The 26401-nt window shown below is 41.5% G+C and carries 24 protein-coding genes; 2 read left to right on the forward strand and 22 right to left on the reverse strand.

The features are described from left to right. Positions 1-146 precede the first annotated feature (146 nt). The 6 genes from ald to MKX82_RS19310 form a co-directional block, all read right to left on the reverse strand. Positions 147-1283: an alanine dehydrogenase gene (gene ald / locus MKX82_RS19285; RefSeq protein ID WP_341079189.1), complete on the reverse strand. Its 1137-nt coding sequence runs from the start codon at positions 1281-1283 to the stop codon at positions 147-149. A gap of 148 nt (positions 1284-1431) precedes the next feature. After that, positions 1432-2670, reverse strand: coding sequence for a helix-turn-helix domain-containing protein (locus tag MKX82_RS19290; RefSeq protein WP_233316008.1), 1239 nt, complete (start codon positions 2668-2670; stop codon positions 1432-1434). A gap of 174 nt (positions 2671-2844) precedes the next feature. Then, a complete protein-coding gene (chbG, locus tag MKX82_RS19295) occupies positions 2845-3549 on the reverse strand; it encodes a chitin disaccharide deacetylase (RefSeq protein ID WP_251646877.1) in 705 nt (234 codons plus the stop codon). Between the two features lie 147 nt (positions 3550-3696). Continuing rightward, positions 3697-4719 (reverse strand): ABC transporter substrate-binding protein, encoded by a 1023-nt coding sequence (locus MKX82_RS19300; RefSeq protein ID WP_233316010.1) that lies wholly within the window; start codon positions 4717-4719, stop codon positions 3697-3699. 157 nt (positions 4720-4876) lie between these two features. Continuing rightward, complete coding sequence (locus MKX82_RS19305; protein WP_233316011.1) at positions 4877-5695, reverse strand: ABC transporter permease; 819 nt, start codon at positions 5693-5695, stop codon at positions 4877-4879. Positions 5696-5714: 19 nt separating this feature from the next. Beyond that, the gene (locus MKX82_RS19310) at positions 5715-6473 is read right to left on the reverse strand and encodes an ABC transporter ATP-binding protein (RefSeq protein ID WP_233316012.1); all 759 of its coding nucleotides are present in this window, start codon (positions 6471-6473) and stop codon (positions 5715-5717) included. Between the two features lie 184 nt (positions 6474-6657). On the opposite strand from MKX82_RS19310, the gene MKX82_RS19315 reads away from it, so the two are divergent. Together MKX82_RS19315 and MKX82_RS19320 are read left to right on the forward strand one after the other, a co-directional pair. Next, positions 6658-7311, forward strand: a complete 654-nt coding sequence (locus MKX82_RS19315) for an oxidoreductase (protein ID WP_237942098.1) — start codon at positions 6658-6660, stop codon at positions 7309-7311. A gap of 38 nt (positions 7312-7349) precedes the next feature. Then, positions 7350-8324 carry a bile acid:sodium symporter family protein gene (locus tag MKX82_RS19320; protein ID WP_233316015.1) on the forward strand — a complete coding sequence of 325 codons (975 nt, stop codon included), beginning with the start codon at positions 7350-7352 and terminating at the stop codon, positions 8322-8324. A 37-nt stretch (positions 8325-8361) separates the two neighbouring features. On the opposite strand, the gene MKX82_RS19325 is transcribed toward MKX82_RS19320, so the two are convergent. The 16 genes from MKX82_RS19325 to MKX82_RS19400 form a co-directional block, all read right to left on the reverse strand. Continuing rightward, positions 8362-8700 carry a PTS lactose/cellobiose transporter subunit IIA gene (locus MKX82_RS19325; RefSeq protein ID WP_233316016.1) on the reverse strand — a complete coding sequence of 113 codons (339 nt, stop codon included), beginning with the start codon at positions 8698-8700 and terminating at the stop codon, positions 8362-8364. An 18-nt stretch (positions 8701-8718) separates the two neighbouring features. Continuing rightward, on the reverse strand, positions 8719-9039 hold the full coding sequence (locus MKX82_RS19330; RefSeq protein ID WP_237942099.1) for a PTS sugar transporter subunit IIB: 321 nt from the start codon (positions 9037-9039) through the stop codon (positions 8719-8721). 22 nt (positions 9040-9061) lie between these two features. Beyond that, positions 9062-10504 carry a glycoside hydrolase family 1 protein gene (locus MKX82_RS19335; protein ID WP_341079197.1) on the reverse strand — a complete coding sequence of 481 codons (1443 nt, stop codon included), beginning with the start codon at positions 10502-10504 and terminating at the stop codon, positions 9062-9064. Continuing rightward, positions 10504-11553, reverse strand: a complete 1050-nt coding sequence (uxuA, locus tag MKX82_RS19340; protein ID WP_341079199.1) for a mannonate dehydratase — start codon at positions 11551-11553, stop codon at positions 10504-10506. Before uxuA ends, MKX82_RS19335 begins: the two co-directional genes overlap by 1 nt. 2 nt (positions 11554-11555) lie before the next feature. Beyond that, entirely contained in the window at positions 11556-12887 is a 1332-nt protein-coding gene (locus MKX82_RS19345; RefSeq protein ID WP_233316020.1) for a PTS sugar transporter subunit IIC, read from the reverse strand. Between the two features lie 205 nt (positions 12888-13092). Beyond that, entirely contained in the window at positions 13093-15006 is a 1914-nt protein-coding gene (locus MKX82_RS19350; RefSeq protein ID WP_341079202.1) for a BglG family transcription antiterminator, read from the reverse strand. A 143-nt stretch (positions 15007-15149) separates the two neighbouring features. After that, positions 15150-15758 carry a DNA-3-methyladenine glycosylase gene (locus MKX82_RS19355; RefSeq protein WP_341079603.1) on the reverse strand — a complete coding sequence of 203 codons (609 nt, stop codon included), beginning with the start codon at positions 15756-15758 and terminating at the stop codon, positions 15150-15152. An 86-nt stretch (positions 15759-15844) separates the two neighbouring features. Further along, the gene (locus MKX82_RS19360; RefSeq protein WP_251646874.1) at positions 15845-17212 is read right to left on the reverse strand and encodes an FAD-dependent oxidoreductase; all 1368 of its coding nucleotides are present in this window, start codon (positions 17210-17212) and stop codon (positions 15845-15847) included. 243 nt (positions 17213-17455) lie between these two features. Further along, positions 17456-18406, reverse strand: coding sequence for an aminopeptidase (locus tag MKX82_RS19365; RefSeq protein WP_233316023.1), 951 nt, complete (start codon positions 18404-18406; stop codon positions 17456-17458). A gap of 16 nt (positions 18407-18422) precedes the next feature. Beyond that, a complete protein-coding gene (locus tag MKX82_RS19370) occupies positions 18423-19094 on the reverse strand; it encodes an AroM family protein (protein WP_251646873.1) in 672 nt (223 codons plus the stop codon). A 57-nt stretch (positions 19095-19151) separates the two neighbouring features. Continuing rightward, positions 19152-20096 carry a DUF1177 domain-containing protein gene (locus MKX82_RS19375; RefSeq protein WP_233316025.1) on the reverse strand — a complete coding sequence of 315 codons (945 nt, stop codon included), beginning with the start codon at positions 20094-20096 and terminating at the stop codon, positions 19152-19154. Positions 20097-20116: 20 nt separating this feature from the next. Further along, a complete protein-coding gene (locus MKX82_RS19380) occupies positions 20117-21172 on the reverse strand; it encodes a DUF917 domain-containing protein (RefSeq protein WP_341079207.1) in 1056 nt (351 codons plus the stop codon). Between the two features lie 10 nt (positions 21173-21182). Continuing rightward, entirely contained in the window at positions 21183-22805 is a 1623-nt protein-coding gene (locus MKX82_RS19385) for an OPT/YSL family transporter (RefSeq protein WP_233316027.1), read from the reverse strand. Positions 22806-22853: 48 nt separating this feature from the next. Continuing rightward, on the reverse strand, positions 22854-23531 hold the full coding sequence (locus tag MKX82_RS19390) for an aspartate/glutamate racemase family protein (protein WP_237942105.1): 678 nt from the start codon (positions 23529-23531) through the stop codon (positions 22854-22856). Between the two features lie 136 nt (positions 23532-23667). Further along, positions 23668-25194, reverse strand: a complete 1527-nt coding sequence (locus tag MKX82_RS19395; protein WP_237942106.1) for a PucR family transcriptional regulator — start codon at positions 25192-25194, stop codon at positions 23668-23670. Positions 25195-25246: 52 nt separating this feature from the next. Continuing rightward, the gene (locus MKX82_RS19400; protein WP_233316030.1) at positions 25247-26263 is read right to left on the reverse strand and encodes a PTS transporter subunit IIC; all 1017 of its coding nucleotides are present in this window, start codon (positions 26261-26263) and stop codon (positions 25247-25249) included. Between the last annotated feature and the right edge of the window lie 138 nt (positions 26264-26401).

Genomic DNA, 26401 nt, shown 5'->3' on the forward strand with positions numbered 1-26401 from the left:
ATGTACCCCACCTTATCTGTCATATACTATTACGAGTTTGCCTTTTAATAAGTTTCATTTATTTGGAAAAAATTTATATACTTGTAAGCAAACTCCATAAAAAAACCAGGTTCCAGTAAAACGGAAACCTGGCTGTTAATCTATTGTTAAACTGCAGTAGTGGGAATGGAATTGATTACTTCTTGAACAGGCACATACTCCAGCCCAAGATCCTTCGCTACAGGAGCATATGTTATATGTCCATTAAAGGTATTAACACCTTGCTTGATTGCGTAGTTGTTCTGGATTGCATTGACAGCTCCTTGATTGGCAATTTGCAGCGCATATGGGACCGTGACGTTAGTTAGAGCAATTGTTGATGTTCTCGGCACCGCACCTGGCATATTAGCAACAGCATAGTGAACGACACCATGCTTTACATATGTCGGATTATCATGTGTGGTAATATGGTCTACTGTCTCAAAGATTCCGCCTTGATCGATTGCCACATCGACAATCACAGAGCCTGGAGCCATCTTCTTAACCATTTCTTCCGTCACAAGCTTCGGCGCTTTAGCACCAGGGATAAGAACAGCCCCGATTACTAAATCGGACTCTGCTACAGCTGCTTCAATATTTGCCGGGTTAGACATAACTGTGTTTAGGCTTGACCCAAATTGATTATCCAATTCTCTTAATCTTTCCGGATTCAAGTCCAACAACGTTACATTTGCCCCAAGACCAACTGCAACTTTCGCAGCGTTCGCTCCGACAATACCACCTCCGATGATTGTCACATTACCGCGCTTCACACCAGGCACCCCTGCAAGCAGGATCCCTTTGCCGCCATGGGGCTGCTCAAGAAACTGGGCACCAATCTGAACAGCCATTCTGCCTGCAACCTCACTCATCGGTGTAAGCAGCGGCAGTTTGCCATTCACTTCAATCGTTTCATAAGCAATGCCTGTTACTCCCTTTTCTGTCAAGGCTGCAGCCAATTCCTTTTCTGCAGCTAAGTGCAGGTACGTAAACAAGATGAGCCCTTTGCGGAAGTAGCCATACTCTGATTGCAGCGGTTCCTTTACTTTCATGATCATCTCTGCAGAATTCCATACCTCTTTTGCATTTTCAGCAATCTTCGCCCCAGCCGCTGCATACTCAGCATCTGTAAAACCGCTGCCTGCACCAGCATTTGTCTCGACTAAGATTTCATGATTGCTATTTTTTAAGTAAGCAACTCCAGATGGAGTAATTGCAACCCTGTTTTCGTTGTTTTTTATCTCTTTCGGAATACCAATAATCAATCCAATCCACCCCTTGTCAGTTTTCCTTACTTTAATTGTTAGTTATCTTATAATTATAATAGGACGGATTGTGAAATTAATCTTTGGTAAAAAGGATAAAAGTAAAGATGAGCCTTTGTGAAAATTCACAAAACTCAAAAACAAGGGTTTAATTCTGTCGCCAGCGCAGCAGCTTCAAATCGAGATACAGCATGAATTTTTGAGAAGGGACGGACAGGTCAACTTCCATTATTTCAGTAATCCGCTTTAATCGATAGGTTAATGTATTAGTATGTATATGAAGCCGTGCTGCTGTTTTTTGCATGCTTTCACTCTCATCCAAAAAGGCTTCCAAGGTAACTAAAAGCTCTGTATTATGACTCTTATCATATTCTCTTAATCTTTTAATCGCTATATTGTCGAACCCATCCTGAACTCGTTTTTCCAACAGGACGTCCATAAATTGATAAATTCCTAATTCCTGATAAGCAGAAAAAGACTCTGCCTCTTCTGGGAACTTCTCCTTAACCTCCACGACTTTTTTCGCTTCCTTAAAGCATTTCTTTACATGGTTCCATTCAGAATATATGCTGCCATATCCGCCGTACACGCCTTCTATATGAAATTTTTCCGCTAAGCTTTTGGGGAAATTTTCAATGAACTGCTTAAATACTGCAGCAGGGCTGATTTGTCTGTCTACTGTGCTTGCTAGCAAAATCAGCTCATGATCATCCATCGTATAGAGAATGATTTTGATATCATCCATTACTTTAAGCAAATATATGATTTGCTTTTCCATATCCTTGCTGATAATTTCTTTAAAGTTAAAAACCATAATCGTAAATTTATTGCTTGTGTAATTTAGCTCTAACAGCTTTTGATTAGCCTCATGGTCGCTCACATGACCAGTAAGAAGCTTCCAAAAGAATTCCTGATCATCATGGGTTGACGGTCTTTTGCTTTTCCCAAACCGCGATAACAGATGCTTCGCGACGGCAGCAGCGTTTTGTAATATTTCCATTTGACTGTCTGTAAGAGGCTGATCCCATTCAATAGCCCAAATATACCCAATGACTTCATCCCCTCGCCATATAGAAACAGCCACTCTGCTTCCAAGACCAATCTCTTTTTTTCCTTCGATTCTGATTGGCTTTTTGCTTTGGAGGAGACTTGGGATAACTCCGTCTTTCCATAAGCGGTTTATTACTTTCTCAGGAACCCGTCTGCTTATAATGGTAGAAATTCTGACAGGATCGGTTTCCTCCCCATGACTGCTGTATACAAGCACACGATGATGTGTATCTTCAAGCGTTATCGAGCATCCGAGCAATTCACTGACATGGTCTACAAAACTTTCAAGAGAATCGTACATCTCCCGCCGGAAAGGATTTATTGGCTGATTAGGCATTGATTTGCTCCCTTCTTCCTTTGGAATGGTTATTTAGCTTTTCTACTATTCTATATGGATTAGGTTATGTACAACAACAATATAATTATAGTTAGCTTCAAATCGAGCGTACCAACTGGAGCCTGCTGCATGAAAAAATGAGCCGAGATCCTGGCTCATTTTCTGTATACTATCTCAAAGCAACTCCATATTTTCTGGCAATTTTACTTCAGACAGAATCCTCGTCTCCTCCTGTCTTTCCTCATAATAGGAGCTGCCGTTTTTCAGTCTAGAGTCTAAATAGGCAGGATGTGTCATCACTTCCACCGTTTTGCCATCTTCCACTCTATCTTGGAGCTTTTCAAAATAATCCTCTGTAACTCCCTCACCGTAAAAATCAGCAATTAAAATATCTGTAACTGTTTTTATATCTGTAAAATGGGGACCAGCAATCCGGACTGGAACATCATATTTTTCTGACAGCCTTTTAATAACAGGATAAAACTCTTTGATACCATGGACATGATGATGGCTGTCAAAATGCGACGGTTTCAGGTCTGCAGCCAAAAACCTTTCTATTTGCGCCGTCCATTCCCGCTCCAAGTCCTCATGTGAAATTTCCTCTGGATGCTCATATACCTCCTTTTGCTTCTTAAAAAAACCATCATCACCAATAAGGCTTGAAGCACTAGTCAGCGGTTTTCCCAATGTGAGGACAAGATGGACTCCCACCTTTAAAGAAGGTGTAGCTTTAGCAATTTCAAGGGCGTGCTCCGTTCCTGCTGCATTCATCATCATTGTTGCGGAATTGACAATCCCGTTTAAGTGAGTATCAAGAATCCCGTAGTTAACACCTCTGGAAAAACCGAAATCATCCGCATTTACAAGCAATTTAATCATGCTAGTTCCCCTTTGCTCTCATTTATTTTTTAATCATCTACTTTATATATTTTGGCATAAAACCCACTGGAATGAAAGCGCTTTTATTTGGTAACTTACTCACATAATAAGCCAGGCCCATTACAGACCTGGCTTTGCTTATTAATACTACTTTGACAACTTCTCCACAAATTGCATATCAATTAGCTCTTCGTATTTATAGCCTTCTTTATATACACCGGTTTTCTCCACAACATCCATCGGCTTTGCCAATGCTTCTTCAGAAATGAAGCCATCCTTGCTCCATAGCTGATCTGCATAGGCCCGGTCAAGAGAAGCCTTTAAGCTTTCGTCAGATGTAGTCGGAAATTCTTTTTTCAAAGCTTCCATAGCCAAATCATGGTCTTCATCAACCGTCTTCAGTCCTTTAAGCATTGCTTTGACAAAGCTTTCGACCACTTCCGGCTCATTCTCAATCGTTGATTTTTTGACACTGATTACAGAATAAGGATAGTCTCCTAAACTAGGAAAGCTATAGAACGGTTCATTCCAGACTCCTTTATTAATGCCTTCTGTTATTTGCGGTTCTCCGCCATTGGCAATATCGGCCTGCCCAGATTCAACAAGGGAGACAACTGCGCTTGCATCAGCAGGCTCCTCAAGCTTCACATCTTTATCCGGGTCTAAACCAAGCTCGAGCAGCAGCCATCTTGTCAAAAGATTTGGGCTGCCGCCATACCGGCCGGCGGCAATTGTTTTTCCTTCCAAATAACTTGCCAGTTCCGCTTCATTTGTACTGTCTATTGGTTCATCAGAGCTGCCCATTAAATACACATTAGCTCGATTGACGACATTCACGACTCCTTGAATCGGATCAGAGCTGCCTGGATTAGCCATTTGGTTTGAATCAGGTCCGGCAATATTGCCCCAAGCATCTCCACTCACAAGGGATGTGACGTGGGCTCCTCCTGTAGCAGTAATGACTTCCACTTCCAGTCCCTCTTCCTCAAAATACCCCTCCTGTATGGCTAAATAAAGAGGCAGATAACCAATTAAATGAACAGGTTCGGCTATGACAATCTTCTTCAAGCCTTCCTCTGTCCCGCCACCAGAATCTTTTGAAGCACAGCCTGCAAGCAGCATCATAAGGCCTAATAAAGCAATCAGCAGCAGTTTGCCTTTCCGCACCATAAATCCCCCTTTTTTCTAAGTTGCGATTAGCCATCTCCCGGGAAAACACATCTTATTAAAGTTGCTGATAATTGTTCTAATAAAGGATGGTCATCGGTAAAATATATGGGAGGCAGCATTGTCTATATTCATGAATCTTACCTCCTGGCTCCAATTATTACGGAGCATTCCTGCCCTTTAACAGTATTTTCTCCACCCAGACCGTCGCGAAATACATTAGAATCGACAGTAAGGACAAGACAACAACTCCTACCCAGACGAGATTGATATTCATAATTTGTCCTGCATAAAGAATCATTCTGCCAATTCCTTGTCTGGAGCTGATAAATTCTCCGACAATTGTTCCTGCCAAGGCAAGGGCAATATTTATTTTTAATGAGCTCACAATCCATGGCATGCTTGTTGGAATAACAACCTTTGTGAATACGTGCCAGCGCTTTGCGCCAAGCGAATACATGAGCTTCTCTAAATCCTTATCAACTGCTTTCACACCGCTGTATGCAGCTAGTGCTGTGACGATAACCGTCATCATGAAGGCAAGCACCACTTTAGAGCTGAAGCCAATCCCAAAGAGAATAACTAGCACTGGTGCAAGAGCAAGCTTTGGAACCGCGTTAAATGCAATTAAATATGGCTCTGAAATGCGCGAGTAATAGTAGGACCACCAAAAGGATAAACCAAGCAGTGCACCAATAAAGGTTCCAAGAATAAAGCCGAGTACAGTCGATCCGCTTGTATAAATTAAATCATCGAGCAATGTTCCTTCTGTAAATGCTGTATATGCCGTACTCCATATAGTTGACGGACTGCTCCAATAATAAGAGTCAATAATCTGCCATCTAGCAAACAGTTCCCAAAACACAATCAGTAAAACTCCTAAAGCCCATTGTCCGTATAAGGTAATGCGTGATCTTCTTTTTGCTGCTTTCTCTTCATCTTCTATATACGGAAGGGGATTTTGATTCTGCTGCGCCAACGAAGACTCCTCCTTTCCTTTATTTTTCTGTTTTCAGCGTTTGCAGTACATGCTCTTTTAAATCAATAAATTCAGTGCTTAATAAGGTTTGGGCACTTCTCGGTCTTGCTAGAGGGACAGTGACCTTCTCCTTAATTGTTCCTGGTCTAGAAGACATGATATAAATATCATCAGACAGGAAAATCGCTTCATCAATGTCATGTGTAATGAAAAGAATGGTCTTTTTAAAATCCGTCCATATTTGCAAAAGCCATTCCTGCATTAATAGTCTTGTTTGCGCATCAAGAGCACCAAACGGTTCATCTAATAAAATGATGTCCTGGTCATACAGCAGTGTCCTGAGCAAAGCCGCTCTTTGTCTCATTCCCCCGGAGAGTTCATCGGGAAAGTGATTTTCGAAACCGCCTAATCCGTACTTTTCTAATAGGGGAGCCGCCTGGCTGATTGCTTCTTTTTTAGAAACACCTTTTATCTCCAATCCTAAAATGACATTATGCATGATCGACCTCCAAGGCAGCAGCAAATCCTTCTGCAGCATATAGCCTACATAGCCGTTCTTGCCGACAATATCTTTACCGTCAAGCAGCACCTCCCCTGTGGAAGGTTTGATTAACCCAGCAATGATATTAAATAGAGTTGATTTTCCACAGCCGCTTGGACCTATGATGCTGACAAATCTTCCTTCTGGAACTTGCAAGCTTGCATCTTTTAAAGCATAGAAGTCTTTACTGTCCTTCCTGAAAATCTTGCTGCTGTTTTTAACCTCTAACTTATACACTTTTAAACCTCCTGTCTTAAAACACTTTTCATCCAACTCCTGGCCTTAATGTATAATTATTCTAGGCGATATCATTATGTGCGCAAAAATCAATGGGCATTTTATTTATCACAAGACTGACAACAAGCTGACTGCATTTATTTGCTATACTATATGTAAATATTTATTAGAGAGGAACGTCGAAATGGAAAAAAATGCTTTAGTGATCGGCGCAACAGGGCTTGTCGGAAGGGAGCTTGTACAGCTGCTTGCAAGAGAGAACAAGTACAGCACAATAACCGTACTGACAAGAAGGAAAAGCTTTGATCATCCTTTAATAAAGGAAGTAGTCGCAGATTTCAGCAAGCTGTCCGCATACAAACAAGAGTTTGCAGTTGATGATGTTTTTTGCTGTATAGGAACAACAATAAAAAAGGCAGGTAGCCAGGCAGAAATGACAAAAATTGATTTGGAATATCCTGTGGAAATTGCTAAGCTCGCATTTGGGATGGGAGCAAAACAGCTGCTTGCAATCAGTGCAATTGGAGCTGATTCAAGCTCTAAAATATTCTATAGCAGACTCAAGGGAGAATTCGAAGAGCATCTTCAAGAAATCGGTTTTCCATCTCTGACAATTGTAAGACCTTCCCTTCTCCTTGGTGCAAGAGGTGAGTTTCGTCTTGGAGAAAAGCTGAGCTCTTACTTGCTGCCGCCTCTGCACTTTATGTTCGTTGGCCGTTTGAGGAAGTATCGGGGCATTAAAGCGCAAACTGTTGCAGCTGCAATGAGCAAGCTTGCTGCAGAAAACAAAAGCGGTGTGCATATACTTGAATCAGATGAAATTGAAAGACGCGCTTAATGCTACTTATATATTAACTTTGATTGGAGTCCTGTTATATGCTTCAAAGCATGAATGCTTTTCTTAGTAAATGGATGCCTTTGCTTACACCAGTTAGTGTGGTAATAGGGGTGCTTTTAGCCTCTTTTTTGCATCATTTATCCTTTCTCGTTCCATGGATTTTTGCTGCCATGACATTCACAGGGAGCCTTAACTCCAACTTTAAATCAATGAAGCATACTGTCACTCATCCATTATCCTTATTACTGACATTGGGCGCCCTGCATATTATCACCCCCATTTGGGCGTTTGCAATTGGTCACCTATTCTTTCATAATGACCCGTACACCATTACCGGCCTTATACTTGCCACAGTAATTCCAACAGGTATTACGAGCGTTATATGGGTTTCCATCTATAAAGGAAATGTCCCCCTCACGTTAGCAATTATTTTGGCAGACACCTTGCTGTCTCCATTCTTAGTGCCATTGAGCATGAGCATTTTTGTCGGAGAATCGGTTCAGTTAGATATTTGGGGCATGATGAGGGGACTTCTTGGAATGATTGTACTTCCATCCATCGCAGGGATGGCTGTTAACCAGTTTTATTCCAAGGAAAAAGCGTTAACTTGGAATAAGACACTTGCTCCTTTTTCAAAGCTTGGTTTGGCAGCTGTTGTAGCAATAAACAGCTCCGTTGTTGCTCCTTATCTCCGCAATATTGACATGAAATTCATCTACATTGCTCTAACGATGTTTTTTGTGGCGTTATCTGGATACTTTTTTTCATGGATGCTTGGTGTTCTCACAAAGCGTCATAAGGATGAGACGATTGCGATGATTTATACAGGAGGAATGAGGAACATCAGCGCTGGTGCTGTTATTGCGGTCAGCTTTTTCCCGCCCCAAACAGCTGTGCCTGTTGTCATCGGCATGCTTTTCCAGCAAATACTCGCTGCCACTTATGGCCAAGCGATTCGAACGGTTTATCAGAAGCCTTCATTGATAAAAGTTGCTGGCAAGAAAATCTCCTAACAAAAAAACACGAGCATATCTCGTGTTTTTTGTTAGGTCACGTATTTTGCCTGCTGTCTTTCAAAAAAACAGCACACATTTCCACCATTTCACAGGCCATAATCTTCAAGGTTTCTGTTGTCAGCATTTGATCCTCCGCATGCATCAAGATTAACGAAAAAGGCAGCTCCTCCCCACTTGCTTCTCTTTGAACAAAGGAGGCATGAACTTTATGTATCTTGTTGTAGGAGCGTTCCCCTGCCTTAATAATCTCTTTCGCTTCGTCTATTTTCCCCTCCCTCGCAGTGCGGATTGCCTCCACATAGCTGCTCCGTGCCTCACCTGAATACGTTATAATTTGAAAAGCCGCCGCCTGCATTTCCTCTAGTAACTTCATTTTTTCCCTCCGACAGCTTTATTTTTGGTTTAATTGCAATGCATGATCGAGAATCTTTTCCCCGTCTGCTGTTCCATACAGTCTGACATCAATAACATCAACTGGTATTCCATACGGCTTGGCAGTATTGACTGCCGCCTGTTTCATAAAGCGTACTTGTGGTCCAAGGAGAATAGCAATAATCCCCTCACTTGAAGTGGCTAATTCATCCTCAATAGCTCCCTCTGGTATGGCATAAACATCGATGTCCTCTCCTCTTGCTTGAATTGCTGCTTTCATTTTAGAGACAACAATGGAAGTGGACATGCCTGCTGCACATGCTAAGATAATTTTCTTCATATTAAATTCCTGCCCTTCTATTTTATTTCACCAAATCATCATCTGCGGCTTCTAAAGTCCGATTGGCTATAATGGATTGATACCATCTAGCAGACTTTTTCATCTGTCTGTTCCTGTTATCATCCAGATTAATTTCTACTAATCCATAGCGGTTTTTGAAGGCATTCATCGGTGAAACATTATCAGTAAACGCCCAAAGCATATACCCTTTGCAATTAGAGCCTTCGTCCACCGCCTTCAACAGCCATTTCATATGCTCGGCAATAAATTCAATTCTGTAGTCGTCTTGAATACTGCCTTCGTCATTCTTATAGCGCCACTCCTGCTCAACACCCATGCCATTTTCAGCGATAAACCATTCTATGTTGCCATACTCCTCTTTCATCCTCATAGCCATATCGTACATAATTTTCGGATAGATCTCCCAACCGCGGAAAGGATTCATCTTCTTGCCAGGCATATCAAACATCTCATAATAATAAGAAGGATGAAATGGCGTGCTTTCATTCCAAGCTGTCGTTCTTGCCTTAACACGATGAGGGTAATACAAATTAATGCCTACATAATCAACTGTGTTCTGCTTGATAGTTTCTAAGTCTGCCTGTGTATACTCAAAGGCGATGCTATGTCTGGCCATCAAGTCAAAAAGCTCTTGCGGATATTCGCCTTTAATGGAAGGGTCCAAAAATATTCGGTTAAAGAACAAATCATAGATGTTAGCTGCTTCTTGGTCATGTGGAGCAGATGAGCGCGCATATGTCACTTCTGGGTTTAAAATAACCCCCATCTTCGCTCCAGTCTTTTCCTTGAGCCCTTTCTGTTTAAAAAGCTCCACTACTTTAGCTGTTGCCAAAGCCTTATGAAAGTTCCACTGCATCCATTTTTTTGTATTCTGCTCAAAAGGATAACGAATGGCATCTAAGTAAACCCTTGTCTGAACAACAATCGGCTCATTGAAGGTGAACCAGTGCTTCACCTTATGTCCATAACGGTCCAGCACTTTATCAGCATACTTTACAAAAAGATCGACCACATGCATGGAGTCCCAGCCTCCATATTTCTCAAACAAGTAGGCAGGCACTTCATAATGCTCCAAGCATATCATCGGCTCCACTTGTTTTTCTAAGAGCTCATCAATCACCTTATCGATATAGGCTGCATACTCTTCATCCACTATTGCTTCCTCATAATCTAGTAAGAAGCGGGACCAATTAATGGAGGTGCGATAATGGGTTAGCCCGATTTCTGCCATTATCCCGATGTCTTCCTTGTATCTGTTATAAAAATCAGTTGCTACTCCTGGTCCGTACCCGTTATGCCAGACGTTCTTGTTATTTTTGTACCAAAGATCTAAATACGAGTCTTGAGATTCCTTTTTTCCTGACCAGCCCTCTGTCTGCCAGGCAGATGCTGCAGCACCGATGATAAAATCATCAGGTATTTTCACCATTAATTTATCCGACATTATTTACCTCCCGATTTTTCAAGCGTTTCCCATATGCCTGAAAGATACATACTTCCTAAAGCCCTGTCATAAAGTCCGTAGCCAGGTTTTCCGGTTTCCCCCCAAATCATCCGGCCGTGATCAGGTCTTACATAACCTGTAAAGCCATTGTCATGGAGCGCCTTCATAATAGCAGCCATATCGAGACTTCCGCATGTTGAGAAATGTGCTGATTCCTCAAAATCACCGTTTGCAAGTATCTTAATATTGCGCAAATGAACAAAAGGAACTCGGTTAAGCTGCGTATATTTTGCTGCCAGCTTAACGATGTCATTATCTTTTGTACAACCTAACGAGCCTGAGCATAAAGTGATTCCATTTGCTTCACTTTCATATAAGTTTAAAAAGCGATCAAGATTATGTTCATTTGTAATAATGCGGGGCAGTCCAAATATACTCCACGGCGGATCATCTGGATGGATGGCCATCTTGATTCCATGCTTCTCTGCTGCCGGAATCACTCTAGCTAAAAAGTACTCCAGATTATTCCACAAGCCTTCTTCTCCCAACTCCTGATATTGCCTGATTAACTCTTGCAGTTCTTCTCTCGTATAAGAAGTATCCCAGCCTGGGAGGGACAGATCGTTGTGCACAGGATCCATCCTCTTTAGCTGTTCTTGATAATAAACTAATGCAGTAGACCCATCCTCCAGCTCCTTATCAAGCTGTGTTCTCGTCCAGTCGAAGACAGGCATAAAGTTATAACAGATCACTTCAATACCGATTTTTGCCAACCTCTCCATTGTGAGGATATAATTATCAATATACGTATCTCTGTTTAGAAGACCTAATTTAATATCTTCATGAACAGGCACGCTTTCCACTACCTTGAAATCTAGTCCTGCTGCGCTTATCTCTCTATAGAGCTCCTGAATGCTTTCCTCCGGCCAAGCTTCACCTGGAGGAACATCATAAACAGCGCTGACTATCCCATTCATGTTAGGGATTTGCTTAATATATTCAAGGGGAATAGAGTCTTGTTTTCCATACCATCTGAAAGACATCTTCATCTTTAAATCACCTTCCTTGTATCATCACTTTCTTCTCCAGTTTGCTGGGACACTTTATTAGCCATTAAGACGAACGGCAGGTAGATGAATATAGAAGCAGCAATACATATCAGCTGTGTGATGACTGCTCCCATACTGCCGGCAGTAGACAGCCAAGCATTAATAATCGGCGGTGTCGTCCAAGGAACCATAACGACTGCTTTCCCTGCAAAGCCTGTTGCAGTTGCGATATACCCGATTGTTCCTGTTACTAATGGTGTGATAACGAATGGAATCGCCATAATTGGATTGAGCATGACCGGAAGTCCGAAGATAACAGGTTCGTTAATATTAAAAATCCCTGGACCGAAAGACAATTTAGCAATACTTCGCATTTCTTCTCTTTTTGAAACAATAAAGATTGCTATTAAGAGACCAATTGTTACTCCTGAACCACCAATGCTCATATATACATCCCAGAATGGCATTGTAATAATATTTGGAATTTCCTTTCCTTCTTGGAAGGCAGTCATATTGACTGTTATGGACGCAAGCAAGAGCGGCTCCCGAATCGGCTTAATCATTTGGTTACCATGAATTCCAATCACCCAGAAGAACTGCGCGACAAACATAAGAATCAAAATTCCCGGTAAGCCCTGCATAACACTTTCAAGCGGTCTCTGTACAACATTGTAGATGGCTTCATATAAATATATGCCAGTTACTTTATAGAAGATGAATCCGAATGTTGCGACAATTGTCACCGTCAAGATCGATGGAATCAATGCTGAAAAAGAGGTGGCTACATTGTAAGGTACACTGTCTGGCATCTTGATTTTCAATTTCTCTACATTCGCAAGCTTGCTGTAGATCTCAACAGAAACAATAGCAATAATCATTCCTAAGAATAAGCTTTTCGGATCGGAGAATTGCCTTGCCAATACATCTGTGACTAGCTGGTTTTGTTCATTTACAAGCAGTTCTATCGTTGTCGGCACAACTGAAATATAAGACATAAGAGCGAGAATCCCTGGAAACAGTGATTTATGACCATTTATCCGTCCCAGCTCAATCCCAATTAAAAAGACAGCTCCGATTGTCAGGAAGTTAAGCGTAGCATATTGAATGGCTGTCATAATCGGCTTATAGTCTGCGAGGAAGGCAAACATTTCAAAATGCGCCAAGCCGCTTTCTGTTCCGAGAATCATATTTGCTACAAGCACAGCAAAAGCTCCTGTGATAATGACTGGCATTAACGTAACAAATGCTTTTTTGATTGCCATAATATATTTCTGATTGGTGATTTTGTAGGCGACATTGCCTAATACATCTGCCGCCTTATCTTTAAAGCTCATCTTAAAACCTCCGTTTCTTTTATAAAAAAATGGAATTACATCAATAATTTCATAGAGTGAAATGCTTCTTGTGCTCTTGTTTATCAGTTTATATAAAAAGCGCTTTCATTTACATGCATTCTTTTTCCAACTTTACGAGGAAAATAGTGCCTCAAGATTGTATAACAAAAAAGAACAGCATAACGCTGTCCTTTTTCATAACCGTTTATTCCTCCACCGAAAGCAGGATACTCACAAACTCTTCATAAGAACTAACCTTTACAAGCCTTTCTACGAGAGCTGCATTTCCTGATATTTTCACTAAAAGCTGGTACATCTTCTGTAAATCCTTTTTATACTCTTTTTGGACGCTCAGCAAGCAAATGAACTGAACACGGCTGTCGCCCCACTGCACTGGCCTTTTTAATGTACACACAGCCCAAATTGTCTTTTTAGTGACAGGTCTGATTGGATGGGGAATGGCAACCATTGTTCCAAATCCTGTCGGAGCTATTTGTTCCCGTTCCTCTACCAGTTCCTGAAAGTTATCAGGGATATCCTCCAGTCTTTCCATATTCGTACAAAGAAAGCGAAGCACTTCCTCCTTTGATTTTAAATCTTGCTGAAAAAAGGTAAGCTCTGGTCTTATATATTTCAAGACACTGCCGATATTCTCAATTACTAAGTTTTCCAATCTGGCAATATCCTCATCTCTTAAAATAGTATTTACATCAATAATAGGAACGGTTAATCTCTTCTGAATTGGGATGGTGCTGATAATAAAATCAAGGGACCCTAGATCATACTTATGCATGTCGAAAACATTAGCTGTTCCAACTATTTGCAGCTTGCTGCCAAAGGTAGCCTGCAGCTTATGGTATAAAAGCTGGGCGCTTGCAACCCCAGTAGCACAAACAATCAGGCAGCGCTTCGCCTTCCCCTTTGCTTTTTTCCGTTCCATCGCAGCTCCTATATGCAAGGCGATATAGCCAATCTCATCCTGATTTATCTCCATGCCAGTTTCCTGCTTAAGCTTCTCTGCCATGGAAATGGCTGCATCAAAGGCAACTGGATAGTTTTTGATGATTTCCTTCAACATCGGATTGCGGATGCTAAGGCCAAATTTATAGCGGTTAATAGCCGGCTTTAAATGAAGACACAGCCCGTATATCAATTCTTCATCGGTGGATATTCCTAGCTGCATAACCTGTTCTGCCTCGTTAAGCAGTTTTTTGGAAAGTTCTAGTATATCCTTTTCAATCATGTCCAATATATTAATCTCTGCTACTGGCTGATAAGAAATAATCTTCGTTCCTAATAAATGAACAGCTATATAAGCAACTTCAGCCTCTGGAAATGCTGTACCTAATGATGTCTGCAGATCCTTCACAATCAACTTGGCAACACTATATTCCTTTTCCGCCATGATAGCTTCCAATTCCTTTTCGGGCATAGAAACATAATTATCATCGAGTATTCGTTTGCAGGCGATAGCAATATGTGTGATTAAATTAGATTTTCCGATATCGGAAAGTAAAATCGAAGCTTCTTTCGTATGCTTGAGCAGAATCTCCTCTATCTTTTCAAGTTCATGTGCTGGCAAAACTTGATATGGTTGATGATCTGAATGGAAAACAAACTCTGCCATGCATATGCGCATTTTCGCTTCGGATCCGACTATTTTCAGCCCGTAATTCGGACGTTTTTCCAAGTCCAAATTGAAACGGCGAAGAATTTTTTTCACTTCCTTCAGCCCGTTTTTAATAGACGTTTCACTTATATACAGCTCTTTTACAAAATGTTCAATCTTAATGTAATCCTCTGAAAGAAGCAGGCGTCTCAGCATATATTCCATTCTTTCTGACGGATCTGCCGGGATTGTATCATCCTCATTTCCTGCAACGGCACGCTGCAAAAAAGACCGGAAATATTTATAATCATCAATGATGAGCTCATAGCCTTTTCCTCTTTTTAAAGCAATATACGCACCATTTGCCTGCAGCTTATCTGTAAGTATCTTCACATCACTTCTTATCGTCCGTGATGTGACCTGCAATGCTGAGGCAAGCTCCGCACCCGTTAGTGCCTCTTCTGCCTGCATCAATAAATGCAACAGTTTCTGTTGACGTAATGAAAGCATTTAAATTACACCCCTTCATCAACTGCATTTCCAATTATTTATCAGCTATATGTTTCCTTAATAACATCATAGCCGAAGAAGGACTGTTGTGAAAGCGCTATCTGATTTCCTTTTGTATTTTATGTGCAAGCAGCCCTCCCATTTTAAAGCCAGCAATCAACTAATTCTTGATAATCCTTTTTTCTCATACCTGACACATAAGGATGCCCTTTTACATAAAACCGCAATGGTTTAGACGTCCATTCTCCTTTATTCGGGATGCCAACCCTTGCTGATACTGCAATGCTAGCCGGCGTCTTTCCGAGGCGAGCATCAATCGAAAGAGCAGATTCATTAAGCATCTTTCCATTTAGCTCCTTAGTAATTTCCATTGCCTTCGTCAGTTTTCCAGGTCCGTTGCTTATGGAAACTCCAGTAACCTTTCTGTTATTTTCCATTCTCGCCATTCCATCTGCAGGCTCCAACGCACGAATAAGGACTGCCTGCGGGTCTCCTTCTTCCTTTGTGACGATATTGAGCATGGCATGTGTATGCATCGTATAAATATAGATTGTCCCACCTGTTTGATACATCGATTCAACTTTTTGAGTCCGCTTGCCGTCATAAGTATGACATGCCATATCTTCAACTCCAATATAAGCTTCCGTTTCCACTATATAGCCTGAATAAATACCATCTGGTGTTTGGTGAACGAGCAGCTTACCTAACAGCTGTCTGGCAATTTCCTCTGTAGTTGTGTTTATATAATCAATCATTTAGGTCACCTGCGCTTTTTATTTTTATTTTCTCATAAAACACAAAAAAAGCTTAGGGGATACCTAAGCTTTCCTGCATTTATTTATACATGTGCCGGCACACTATTCTCAGCTTGTTTTGCAACTGCTGCCAAGCCTGCCTGGTTCAATGTATTCCAAGGCTTGTTGAAATGCGGCTGGAAGAAGAAGTCAACAAATGCTAATTCATCTATTGTCATTTTTGTTTGGATGCAGACAGATAAAGTATTCATCATTTGTGTCATATCTGCTTTAGAGATAATTTGTGCGCCGATAATTTCTCTAGTCTCTTGATGGTAAAGAACTTTCAAACGTACTTGTTCAAATGTCGGCATGAATTCTGGACGGTCATTTTCAATAACCGTTACTTCCTCATAAGGAATTTTATTTGCTGTTGCTGTCAGCTCTGTAAGACCTGTTGATGCCATGCTCAATCCGAACAGATGCAAGCCAGAAGTTCCTTGTGTTCCTAAATATTTCACTTTTTGCCCGGCGATATTATAACCTGCTAATGTTCCCATGCGCACAGCGTTTGTTGCTAGCGGGATATACACTTTATCACCTGTTGGGTTGTAATTTACCGCACAGCTGTCGCCTGCAGCATAGATGTCAGGATTGCTTGTTTGCATATACTCATTAATTTTAATTGCGCCATTTGGCAGAAGGTCAACCTTATCTTTCAGCAAGCCAGTATTCGGTCTGAAGCCTACGCACAGAATAACGAGATCTGTTTCATATTCTCCTTTTGTTGTGATGACCTTTGTTACATTTCCTGCTTCATTTCCTTCAAATTTAGTAACAGTTTGCTGCAATGCAAGCTCAATATCTTTTCCTTGAAGCTCGGCTTCGATAATATCTGTAAACTCTTTATCCAAATATTTATTCAGGATACGGTCTTCACTATCAATAAGCGTTACCTTTTTGCCGTTTTGTTCAAAAGCTTCTACAAGCTCTACTCCGATATAGCCGGCGCCGATTACAGTAACATGGTTAACATCTTTTGTTTTCGCAATAATTTCATTTGCTTGGTTGAAGTTTTTAGACAAAAGAATATTTCCAAGTTTAATACCTTCAATAGGTGGAATAATTGGCCAAGAACCTGTTGTCATTACTAATTTATCATAAGAATCTGTGCGAGTTTCGCCACTGTTCAAGTCCTTCACAAGTACTGTTTTATTATCTGTATTAATCTCCAGCACTTCATGCTCCATATGCATATTCGCACCTAATGCTTTAAGCTCCTCTGGAGAAGAATAGAATAATTGATTTGCGTCCTTCGCAACACCGCCGACATATAAGGCGATTCCACAAGATAAAAATGATACGTTATTATTTTTTTCATAAACAGTAATATCTATATTTTTATTTACATTAGCTAACGTTTTAACTGCCGCTGTACCAGCGTGTGTACATCCAATTACAATAACTTTCATAATTTTGAAGCTCCTTTGTAAGAGAATTTTTTGTAAAAGTTGTGAACTATTTCACATTATTAGTGAAAAAAATCACAAATTATGTGATGTCATTCACAATTTGTTCATACCTTTATTATACATACATTTTTTTCGCATGCAAGGGTTTTGTGATTAATTTCACAAATAATTATTTCACGTGTTATTTTTGCCAAAAAAGCTTGGGAACATGCAGTGCTTTTCCCAAGCTTTATGTCTATATCATTATTCAGCTAGCAATTCTCCATTTTCCATTAACAAAAGATCATCCAAAAATACCTGCGGCTGCATGACAACACAATCTATATGTACTCCTGCAAAGACAGTTCCTCCGAATGTCATATTGCTGCCAAAGGCTATATGTATAGTGCCATAAACTTTTTCATCTTCTAACACGACACCAGTAACTCTTGCTTTCTCGTTTGTGCCAATGCCAAATTCACCGAGCAATCTTCCCTCGCCGGTCCCCAGCATTTCCAGCAGCTCTTGTCCCTGATCTCCCTCTGCTTCCACGAGCCTTCCCTCGTGAATAGTGAGAATAAGTGGTGATGTCAGAAGACCAATACCTGCAATAGAGCCGTCTACTGTGATTTTACCATGTGCTGATCCTTCAACAGGTGCAATATAAGCTTCACCTGAAGGCAAATTGCCTGATTCTCCTTTATTCACATACATTCCTGTGCTCGGTATTCCGCTTCTTCCTTTTATATCAAAAGTTAAGGAGCAGCCAGCCTTGACTATTGTCACAGTGCTTTTGTCTGTCAGTAATTTTGTTATTTTTTCTGTTATTGTCTTAATTTTGCTATAGTCTGCAGAAATGGCACCTTCCAAAAACATGTCCTCTGTTATGCCAGGCATTGTAGCAATTCTTGATCCCGCTGCTGCAGCAGCTTTTCTTGCTTGTGTATGTGTTAAGGAATGCTTTGTAGCACATATGACTGCATCTGCCTGTAGCATTGCTGCTGCTACAGCTAAAGGCGGCTCTTCACCAGAATGATTTCTTTCTCCCATTATCATCAGCATCGCTTCTGCGCCAAGCTCTTTACCTGCAAGATACAAGCATTCTCCTATCTCCTTCTTCTCATCATCAGCTATAACAAGAAATGACTCCTGCTCTTTCAAATCCAAACAATTAACGAGCAGTCCTTTACTAACTTCGATAATTTTTTCTTTCATTTTCCTCCCTCTTTCCTTATATCATTTCGGAAACAAGCTTGGCGATCAATGCATTAGACAGTATGACAGGCTTGCCGGTAATCTTTTCTGCTTCTCGTCTTAAATTTTCTGTGTAGCCCATGCAGTCAAGTAAAATAAGATCTGCTTCTTCCTTCAGCATTGCAGCTGCTTTGTGGAATTCAGTTAGGTCATTTTCATAAGGAGTTGCCACTTGAAACACTGGGTTCATTCCAAACGGTGAATACTTAGGAAAGGAAGTTTCCTTTTGCTGCTCAAGAGGAACAATCACACCAAGCTTGCGTTTCCCTGTCAGTCCATGTATTGTAGGCGGAATGATATGATCTGGTTCAATTAGATAGGCTTTTTTCGTCGTTAATCCAGGAAAGACACCTGTACATAAAAGCAAAATTTGCGTTATTCCTATTCTTTCTAAGTAATTAATTTTATCCTGTAAAATCGGCTTTATCTTCTCTCTTGACATGATGACAGATTCGCCGTTTGTAAGCCTTGATGTCAGCACATATTCCCCTTTTTCTGGATAAAAATCAGCTTCTATTTGCTCTTTAGTAAGACCATCCAATACTCCCACCTGGACTAATTCGGCTGTTTCCTTAATATGCTTTTGGATAATAGGAGCAACATCCATTCTTGGCGCCTGACCAATTGTGATCATACCTAGTTTTTTCATGATTAGTCTCCCCTCTAATAAAATGAGAGGAAGCAAACTTCCTCTCTAAGTTAGTATTTAAACAGCAGCTGTTTTGCCCATCGTCTGTAAAATCTGCATTGAACCATACAATTCTGTGATACGGCTGAATTCAGACGCGCTGTAGAATTCACAAGTTCCGTTCGTTGTCTCTATTGCCACTTCAATTGCAAAGCGGACAGCATCTGCTATATCTGTTTCATGGCTTGCGCCTGTACCGCACCCTGGGACAATGGATTGAGCGGTGATTGCCAAGCCTACAACTGGGGCACTTGTTGCAACAGCAGGCTGAAGAATCGAGTTTATATGATACAGATCGTTCCCATAAGGAGTTATATCTTGCGAGGTTACTGGAAATGTAACAGGAAATTTTCCAGTGGTCATTTCTTTTATCCGCAGCAAGTCCTCACTAACCCGCAGTATGTAGCCCTCTTTAACTGTTGGTGAAATGGCGATGCCTTTATGATTAATCACGCGATTTCCTTTAGTTGTATCAATAGACAGAATACAATCCATTTCAGGAACAACTTCATGTTTGTTCATCGTCAAGATATCGACTGGTGAATCCATGAAGTCCACTGGCTCATGAGGTCTTGTCGGCGCATTTGGACAAATATGTGTTGTGATAATAACGTCTCCTACAAGGGTGTCGCCCTTTGCCTGCATCTCAGCTAATTTAAGTGCAGCAGCAATCGCAGCGACAGCACCATCAGCATCTGATACAAGGCCAATTCTGCTTGGCCGTGCTCCTATTCCCCCTAATCTTCCAATGATACCAACAGTCGGAGCACTTCCTCCCGCAAGTTTGCCGTCAGAACCTGGTATTGTCACCTTAATAAAATCCGTGCTGCCTTTTTCGCCTTTGACAGTTTCAACTTTTACCTCTATGTTAGGATACTCCTTAAATAGCTCAGCAGCTGTCTCTCCCGTTACATAAGCATTATCCAGTAAATCAATTGCCTTCAGTGTTTGTTTAAGCGCCATTGTAATCCCTCCAGTAATTTTTATAGATAATTAATAATTTGCTTGCCGATTATTTTTTCGATTGGACACATTAATGAATGATTTCTCATTGTGCTGCTTAAAATCAGTTTTTCCTTTGGAACAATAATCACAGCTAAGTTCTGCCCTTTTTCCACCTCTGCCGTAACAACCGGCCGGCCAGTTTTAGCATCAATTGTCATAATTAAATCTGGAAATGTTCCGTAGCGGATTCCATCCTTTTCAATCGTCATATATTCATTCCAAAAGCTCATGCTCCAATCCTTATTTATCGTCACCGTGCCAACATCAAAGCCGCCTGTTGTTTCCAGCACAAAATCAGTAACTGTCCCTTCGGCGATGACCTTTCCGCCAAGCAAAGCGACTACGCTGTCAATAGCGGCTTCTCCTTTGTGAGAGCAAAGCGCTTCTCCCACTTGGATTGCCTGCTGAATCGCACCGCTTGCTCCATGTTTCTTTGCATAAGCAACTGGAACTGGATTGCGGGCTACAGCCACTAAACCGCCTGCTTCCACTGACAGTTGCCGCACAGTACTAGCTGCTATATCTAAAGAGCTTGAGATGGAGAGTTCCAGGAAGCGCTCGCCTCTTCCGCCGACAGCAGCCTGATGAGAAATAAATCCGGCTTGTTCAGATAAATTAAGAGATCCCATTATTCCTGTCGGGTGAGCTCTTCCGTTACAAGGAATGTCCACAACAGGCAAACCAGTTACGGCTGATTGAAACCAGCCATTAACAGTTGTACTCGCGCCATTTTCATTTGTGATAATTCCGCGAATTGGCTCGTTCATTGCTTGTGAAAGTAAATCAATAGCCTTGATATAATGCATCGGTTTCACATATTGTTCCTTTGCTGCAGGTGCCCCGACAAGGGAAACAGTTACAAGCAGGTCCTCATCTTCCATTTCCTCTGCTGTCTTTAAAATCGGATGACCGATTTCAAGGGCAAGCCGGCCGATTTGAAGTCCGTCTGCAATTTTGCCCCCTCCGCCTCCGCCAAGGACTGCTCCTCCATAAACGGCATGCTCTACTGTATACTCATCTAATTTAATAGCCAATTTATATTCCTCACTTCCCTAATTTGAATACGGAATTAAAGAAGCTGTACAAGGCATCACCAGCTATAAATCCGGCTGCCAATATGCTCATTGGTGTTTCTGCTTCTTTTCCTTTTTTCTTGACCCACAGCAGTCGAATAATAATACCTGCAAGAACAGCGATACCGGCATAAGGTGTCAATATAAGCAATCCTGTTGCAAACATGATGCCGATTTGGCGGGTCGGTCCGCCAATTAATTGGAGCAATGCTCCTGGTATTGCCCATATTAAGAGCTGTTTTGCAACGTCTGTCGATGTGCCTGCTTGAATGGTAGAAACATAAACAGCATCGATTGGCGGTACAAGATTGTTAGCAAAGTAGCCTTTATATGTGAACAAAACAGTCAGTAAAGCAATCCCAAAAGCCAGAAGCGACGTCATATATTGCTGCTTTCTTCCGTCCACCTCATACTCAGGATTCTCTCCTTTTCCACGCAGGATATAGCCTGTTTTGAAGTCATAGCCAAGGTCGGCGAATGCTGGACCTGTGGCTGCACTAAACCCGGCAAGAAGAGCTAAGGCAAGCGGTGGAAAACCGATCATCATCCCTAACAATAGGGTAATGAAGGCTACAGCAAATGCTGGGAACCAGCCAGAATGCATGGCGGCAATCCCGACAATAAGCTCATGTACGAATGCAGCAAAGGCAGCAAACAAGAGAAAAGCAAGGAGCATGCCTAATGACATCTGTGTCATGAGACCTCCAACAAGGGCCAGAATTAATGCAATGACGAGGTAGGCAAGAAAGCCAAAACCTAACGTTTTCTGAGCTGTTTTAATAGGAGTAGTAAAAGTCTCGGCCTCTGGCTTGTCTACTGCTGCAGCTATCTCTTTTCTTCCTTTTCTGCTTTCCTTGCCTTCTTTTCTGAAAATCAATATAGAAACTTGCACAAGCGCTACAATACCGGCGCCAATCATAATGCCATGGGGAATATATAATGCATTCACATCGACGCCAAACACTGGGATAGAATATTGGCGGAACAGCAAGCCAATCCCAAATACGGACAGCGCCCAAATATTTCCGATAAACGCTACACCAAAAGCGGACATTGGAATATGCAGTATGGAGCCGACTATGCCAATTACGGCGCCGACTCCAAGCAGACCAGCCCGTTTCCCCCCTTTATCACCTGCAACAATTGCTTGTGCTGTGGCAACACCCGGCGCCCAAGTTCCTGATGCTGGGAAAAGCTTTGAATCAAACAGTTTATACAGAATCGCAGCATCTACAAACATTGCCAGCGCTGCGCCTATTAACATCGGTATAATAAGATCAGGAGCACCTATTAAAAAAGGTATACCGATTGGAATCAACAAACTGTTGGCTGCCCCAAAGGTTGCGGAGGAGATAGATGTTTGAATAAGGTTTTGCCGATGCACTGACTTGTATCTCGACAGGATTGTTACTGGTATTCTAGCTATCAGCATAGCGACAAGAGCACCGATAATCGATGTATTAGGCGTTACTCCAAGTGAGACGATAATCTGCATCCCAATAATGGCTCCGAATACTGCTGTGATAGTTGTTAAAATTAACGAAAATGGCTCAAACAGCCGTGGATGCTTTTTTTCTTCTTTGAATTGTTTCATTTAATGGCCCTCCATTACAAAGTTGTAAGTTGATTTTTACTATATTATCTAGAGAAGGACGCCTAATCCACCTTGACCACTTCTATTAAAGGAGGAGTTCACTATATATGCGGAAATTAAGCCCTCCGCCTCTACTGCATCGATAATCGGAATATTCATATCCTTCCGCAACATATCTGCAAGACCAATGGTTGTGAAGCCAGTACAAGCAAAGACGATTGTTTCTGCTCCCTGCTCCAGCAGGGTTAGGACTGCTTGTCTCCCCTTCTCCTTCCCCTCTGGTTTCATTAGATCCGTTGTATTCGCAACACCCTCCGGCACCAAGTAGGCTACTAGCTTTTCACCGAGGATTTCTTCCATCACAATCGGAGGCTTCTCTGTTATACCGATGATTCCTACAGGCTTTCCTATTGCCAGTGCAGTCAAAGCAGCCGCACTGCCTGCACCGATGACAGGAATCGAAACAGCCTCACGCAGCTCCTTTATACCTGGATCTGCTGCACAGCTTATTACAATCAGCTCTGCGCCTTCTTCCTCCATTTCGATTCCTAATGCCACTATCTTCGGCACCGCTGCTAATTCTGTGGCAGCATCATGAATACCTTGTGGCTGATCTGGAATACATCTGTTTATGACAGGAATTCCATATAAAGAATTGATTTTATTTCCATGGCTGTTAACTACTTCAGGATCCTTTGCGGTGAAAACCCGGATAACTCCAATCATAATTTCCTCCCATTGATTTAATTTTCTGAAATTTGTTAATGTGTCTATCTTACCGATTATATAAATTGCAAACAATGTCCCGAAAATACAAAAAATAAAAAAGCCCATTGTGCTCTGAGCACAATGAGCAGGAATTTCACCTAGAAATTCGAAATAAATGGAAATATATACAAAGATAGCATGAAAACTTTTCATAGAAAGATTCTAGTTTTAATCCAGACATTTCCTTTACCTTATCTATTCGGTATTTGACAGAGTTTCGGTGGATAAATAATTGTTCACCTGTTTCTAACAAACTGCCATTTGTTGATAAGTAATAAAATAATGTCTTCACAAGCTCACTGCCCGTCTCTCTGTCATATGATAATAGTTTGCCAATCTTTCTTTCGATGACAGCATCAAAATTAATATATTCTGTGCTGTCTAACAGCAATTTAAATAGCTCCACATCATCAAAGTTATGAAGCTGCTGATCGTTATTTAAGCTTCTCCCTATCTTGACTGCGTTTCTTGCCTCTTGGTAGCTCAAATGAATATCCCATAGCAAGGAATAGCCACCTATTCCTACTTGAAGTCCTTTATATCTCTTTGTAAACGGCTCTAGCTGCTTAGACCAGTGCTCAGGCCTCCAAAGTGAATTTGAACTGCTCGACTGGATTATTACAAGCCTATTTCCTTGGAAGAGACTGTAGATTTTAATACCTTGTAACCCTTCCAACTCTTTTAAAGAAGTCTGCAGCTGAACTAGCATGCCTGCATCTTCCTCTAACAGCCCTTGCAGTTCAAAGACAACCACCTGCCACATAGCATCTGGATTTAGCCCAAACTGTCTGCTTTTTGTGACTACCTCATCCTGCGGTAAGTAAATTCCTGCTATAAGCTCCTCCATAAAGCTTCCTCTTAGTCTATTTTCAGTATCAACGGCTGTTTTTCTTCTCATCAGTTCTAATGAGAACACAAGTCTGGCCTGCTCTACACATACCATTTCCATTTCATCAAGGGATTCTTTTTGAAGTATAAATGTTCCCACATGCTCCTTATCTACTGTAATATCCCAGTAGCTCATATTTGCAGATGTTTCGCTTGTAATAGAGTTGGAAGAAACAATCATATTGCCATGCTTGTCGAGCAGAGAGATTGGCGCATTCAGCATTTGCGAGACATTATCGGCAACCACTTGGATTCCGCTGTTTTCTAAAACTAATGTTGTCAGCTTTTTATAAATTTCCTCCGATCTTCTGAGCAATGAAGCCTGCTTGTTCAGAATCTGTTCCATGACAGCATTAGTAATATCAATATAGGGAATTCCTGGCGGAAGCTGAATGATGGGCAGCTGATGCTGATTGCTTAAATCAATCATTTCCTGCGGCATTTCATGTAAATATCTTTCTGGCTTTATAGCAAGTGCAGCAGCATTTGCCTTTGCAAGCATTTCGACAACCTTTGGCAGCTTTGAGAGATCATCTCTTAAAGAATAAGCTGTGGTCAACAGCAGTTCTCCTTCCCTTAACCAACCGTCAATATCAGGCACTTCCATAATATCGATAAATTGAACAACACGGCAGAGCCCCTCCTTTCCACTTATTACACTTGCTTCCCTTAAAACTGGAAGCATTAACAACTCTTCTAATGTAATGCCAGATGGATTCATGCGTTGCTTCACCCCTATGAAAAAAAGGGCCTTCGTTTCATCCGAAAGCCCTTTTTTTAATTTATTATTGTACCTTCATTGCTAAGTCGCCTGTTTTTGCCCAGCCGACTCTTAAAACAACATAGTATAAAGGCAGTGTAATGGCAATTGGAAGAACAACTCCTAATGCCATATATGTTAAGAATCCGCTCGCACCTTGTGTTGCCAAAATGCTGATTGGAGCAATTAAAGAATTCAAGCCAAGTCCTGCTAATTCATAAGTTGCTGTAAAGCCAAAGCCTAATGTAGCGATTGGTGCACAAATAACGGCTGCTACAAATGGCGGAATGATCAGCAACGGATTTTTCACAATGTTCGGGAACTGCACCTTTGGTGTGATGATCGACTGTGCCAAGAAGCCACCCATATCGTTTTGACGTAGAGACATTGCCGTAAATCCAACAAATTGAACGGTACAGCCAATAAGTGCAGCAGCACTTGAAACTGGATCCATCTGCAAGGCAATTGCCAGGGCTGCCGACGAAGCCGGTGTCATTAACAAAATACTCCAAACTAATGAAATAACCATTGATGCAACTAATGGTGAACCTTGCACAGAAGAAGTAATTTCAGCACTGATCCACTCTAATAGCGGTGTTGTAACATAAGCCAAGCCAACACCCGCAAATCCACCAACTAGAATAGCACCTGCTGGAATAGCAATCATATCCAAAATAGTTTTGCCGACAATTTTTTTACCAACAATTGTTGCCACTACTGCAGCAAGAACGGCACTGATTGGCTGCCCTGTAACAAGGACCATGCCTGACTCTGTGGCATGCAGTGCATTCCCTCCAATTGTACTGCAGACCATCGCGCTAAAAATCACTAATGTATTACCGCCAAGCTGATAGGCAATTCCCGCCCCGAAGGCAGGTGCCAATAGCACTTTAGCTACAGAGCCGATGTGGGTAAGAGTATCCCACCCTAGCGCTTTTCCGATTGATTCAAGCAGCAAGCCAAGTCCTAATGTAACCAACACGGCATTTGACATTCCTGCTGATGCTTTATATAAACCATCCATAAAAGTTTTTTTATTCATCTCTCTCTACTCCCTTGTTTTAATTTTCTCCAATAAAAAAGCCTGTCCGCAGATTCCGGATAGGCACCATTCGTACATCACGTTTAGCGCCCTTGTTTGATACAACAAAAACTGGACTAAACGATTCCCTATAATAGT

This window comes from Niallia sp. FSL R7-0271 (assembly GCF_038005785.1).
GTDB lineage: Bacteria > Bacillota > Bacilli > Bacillales > Cytobacillaceae > Niallia.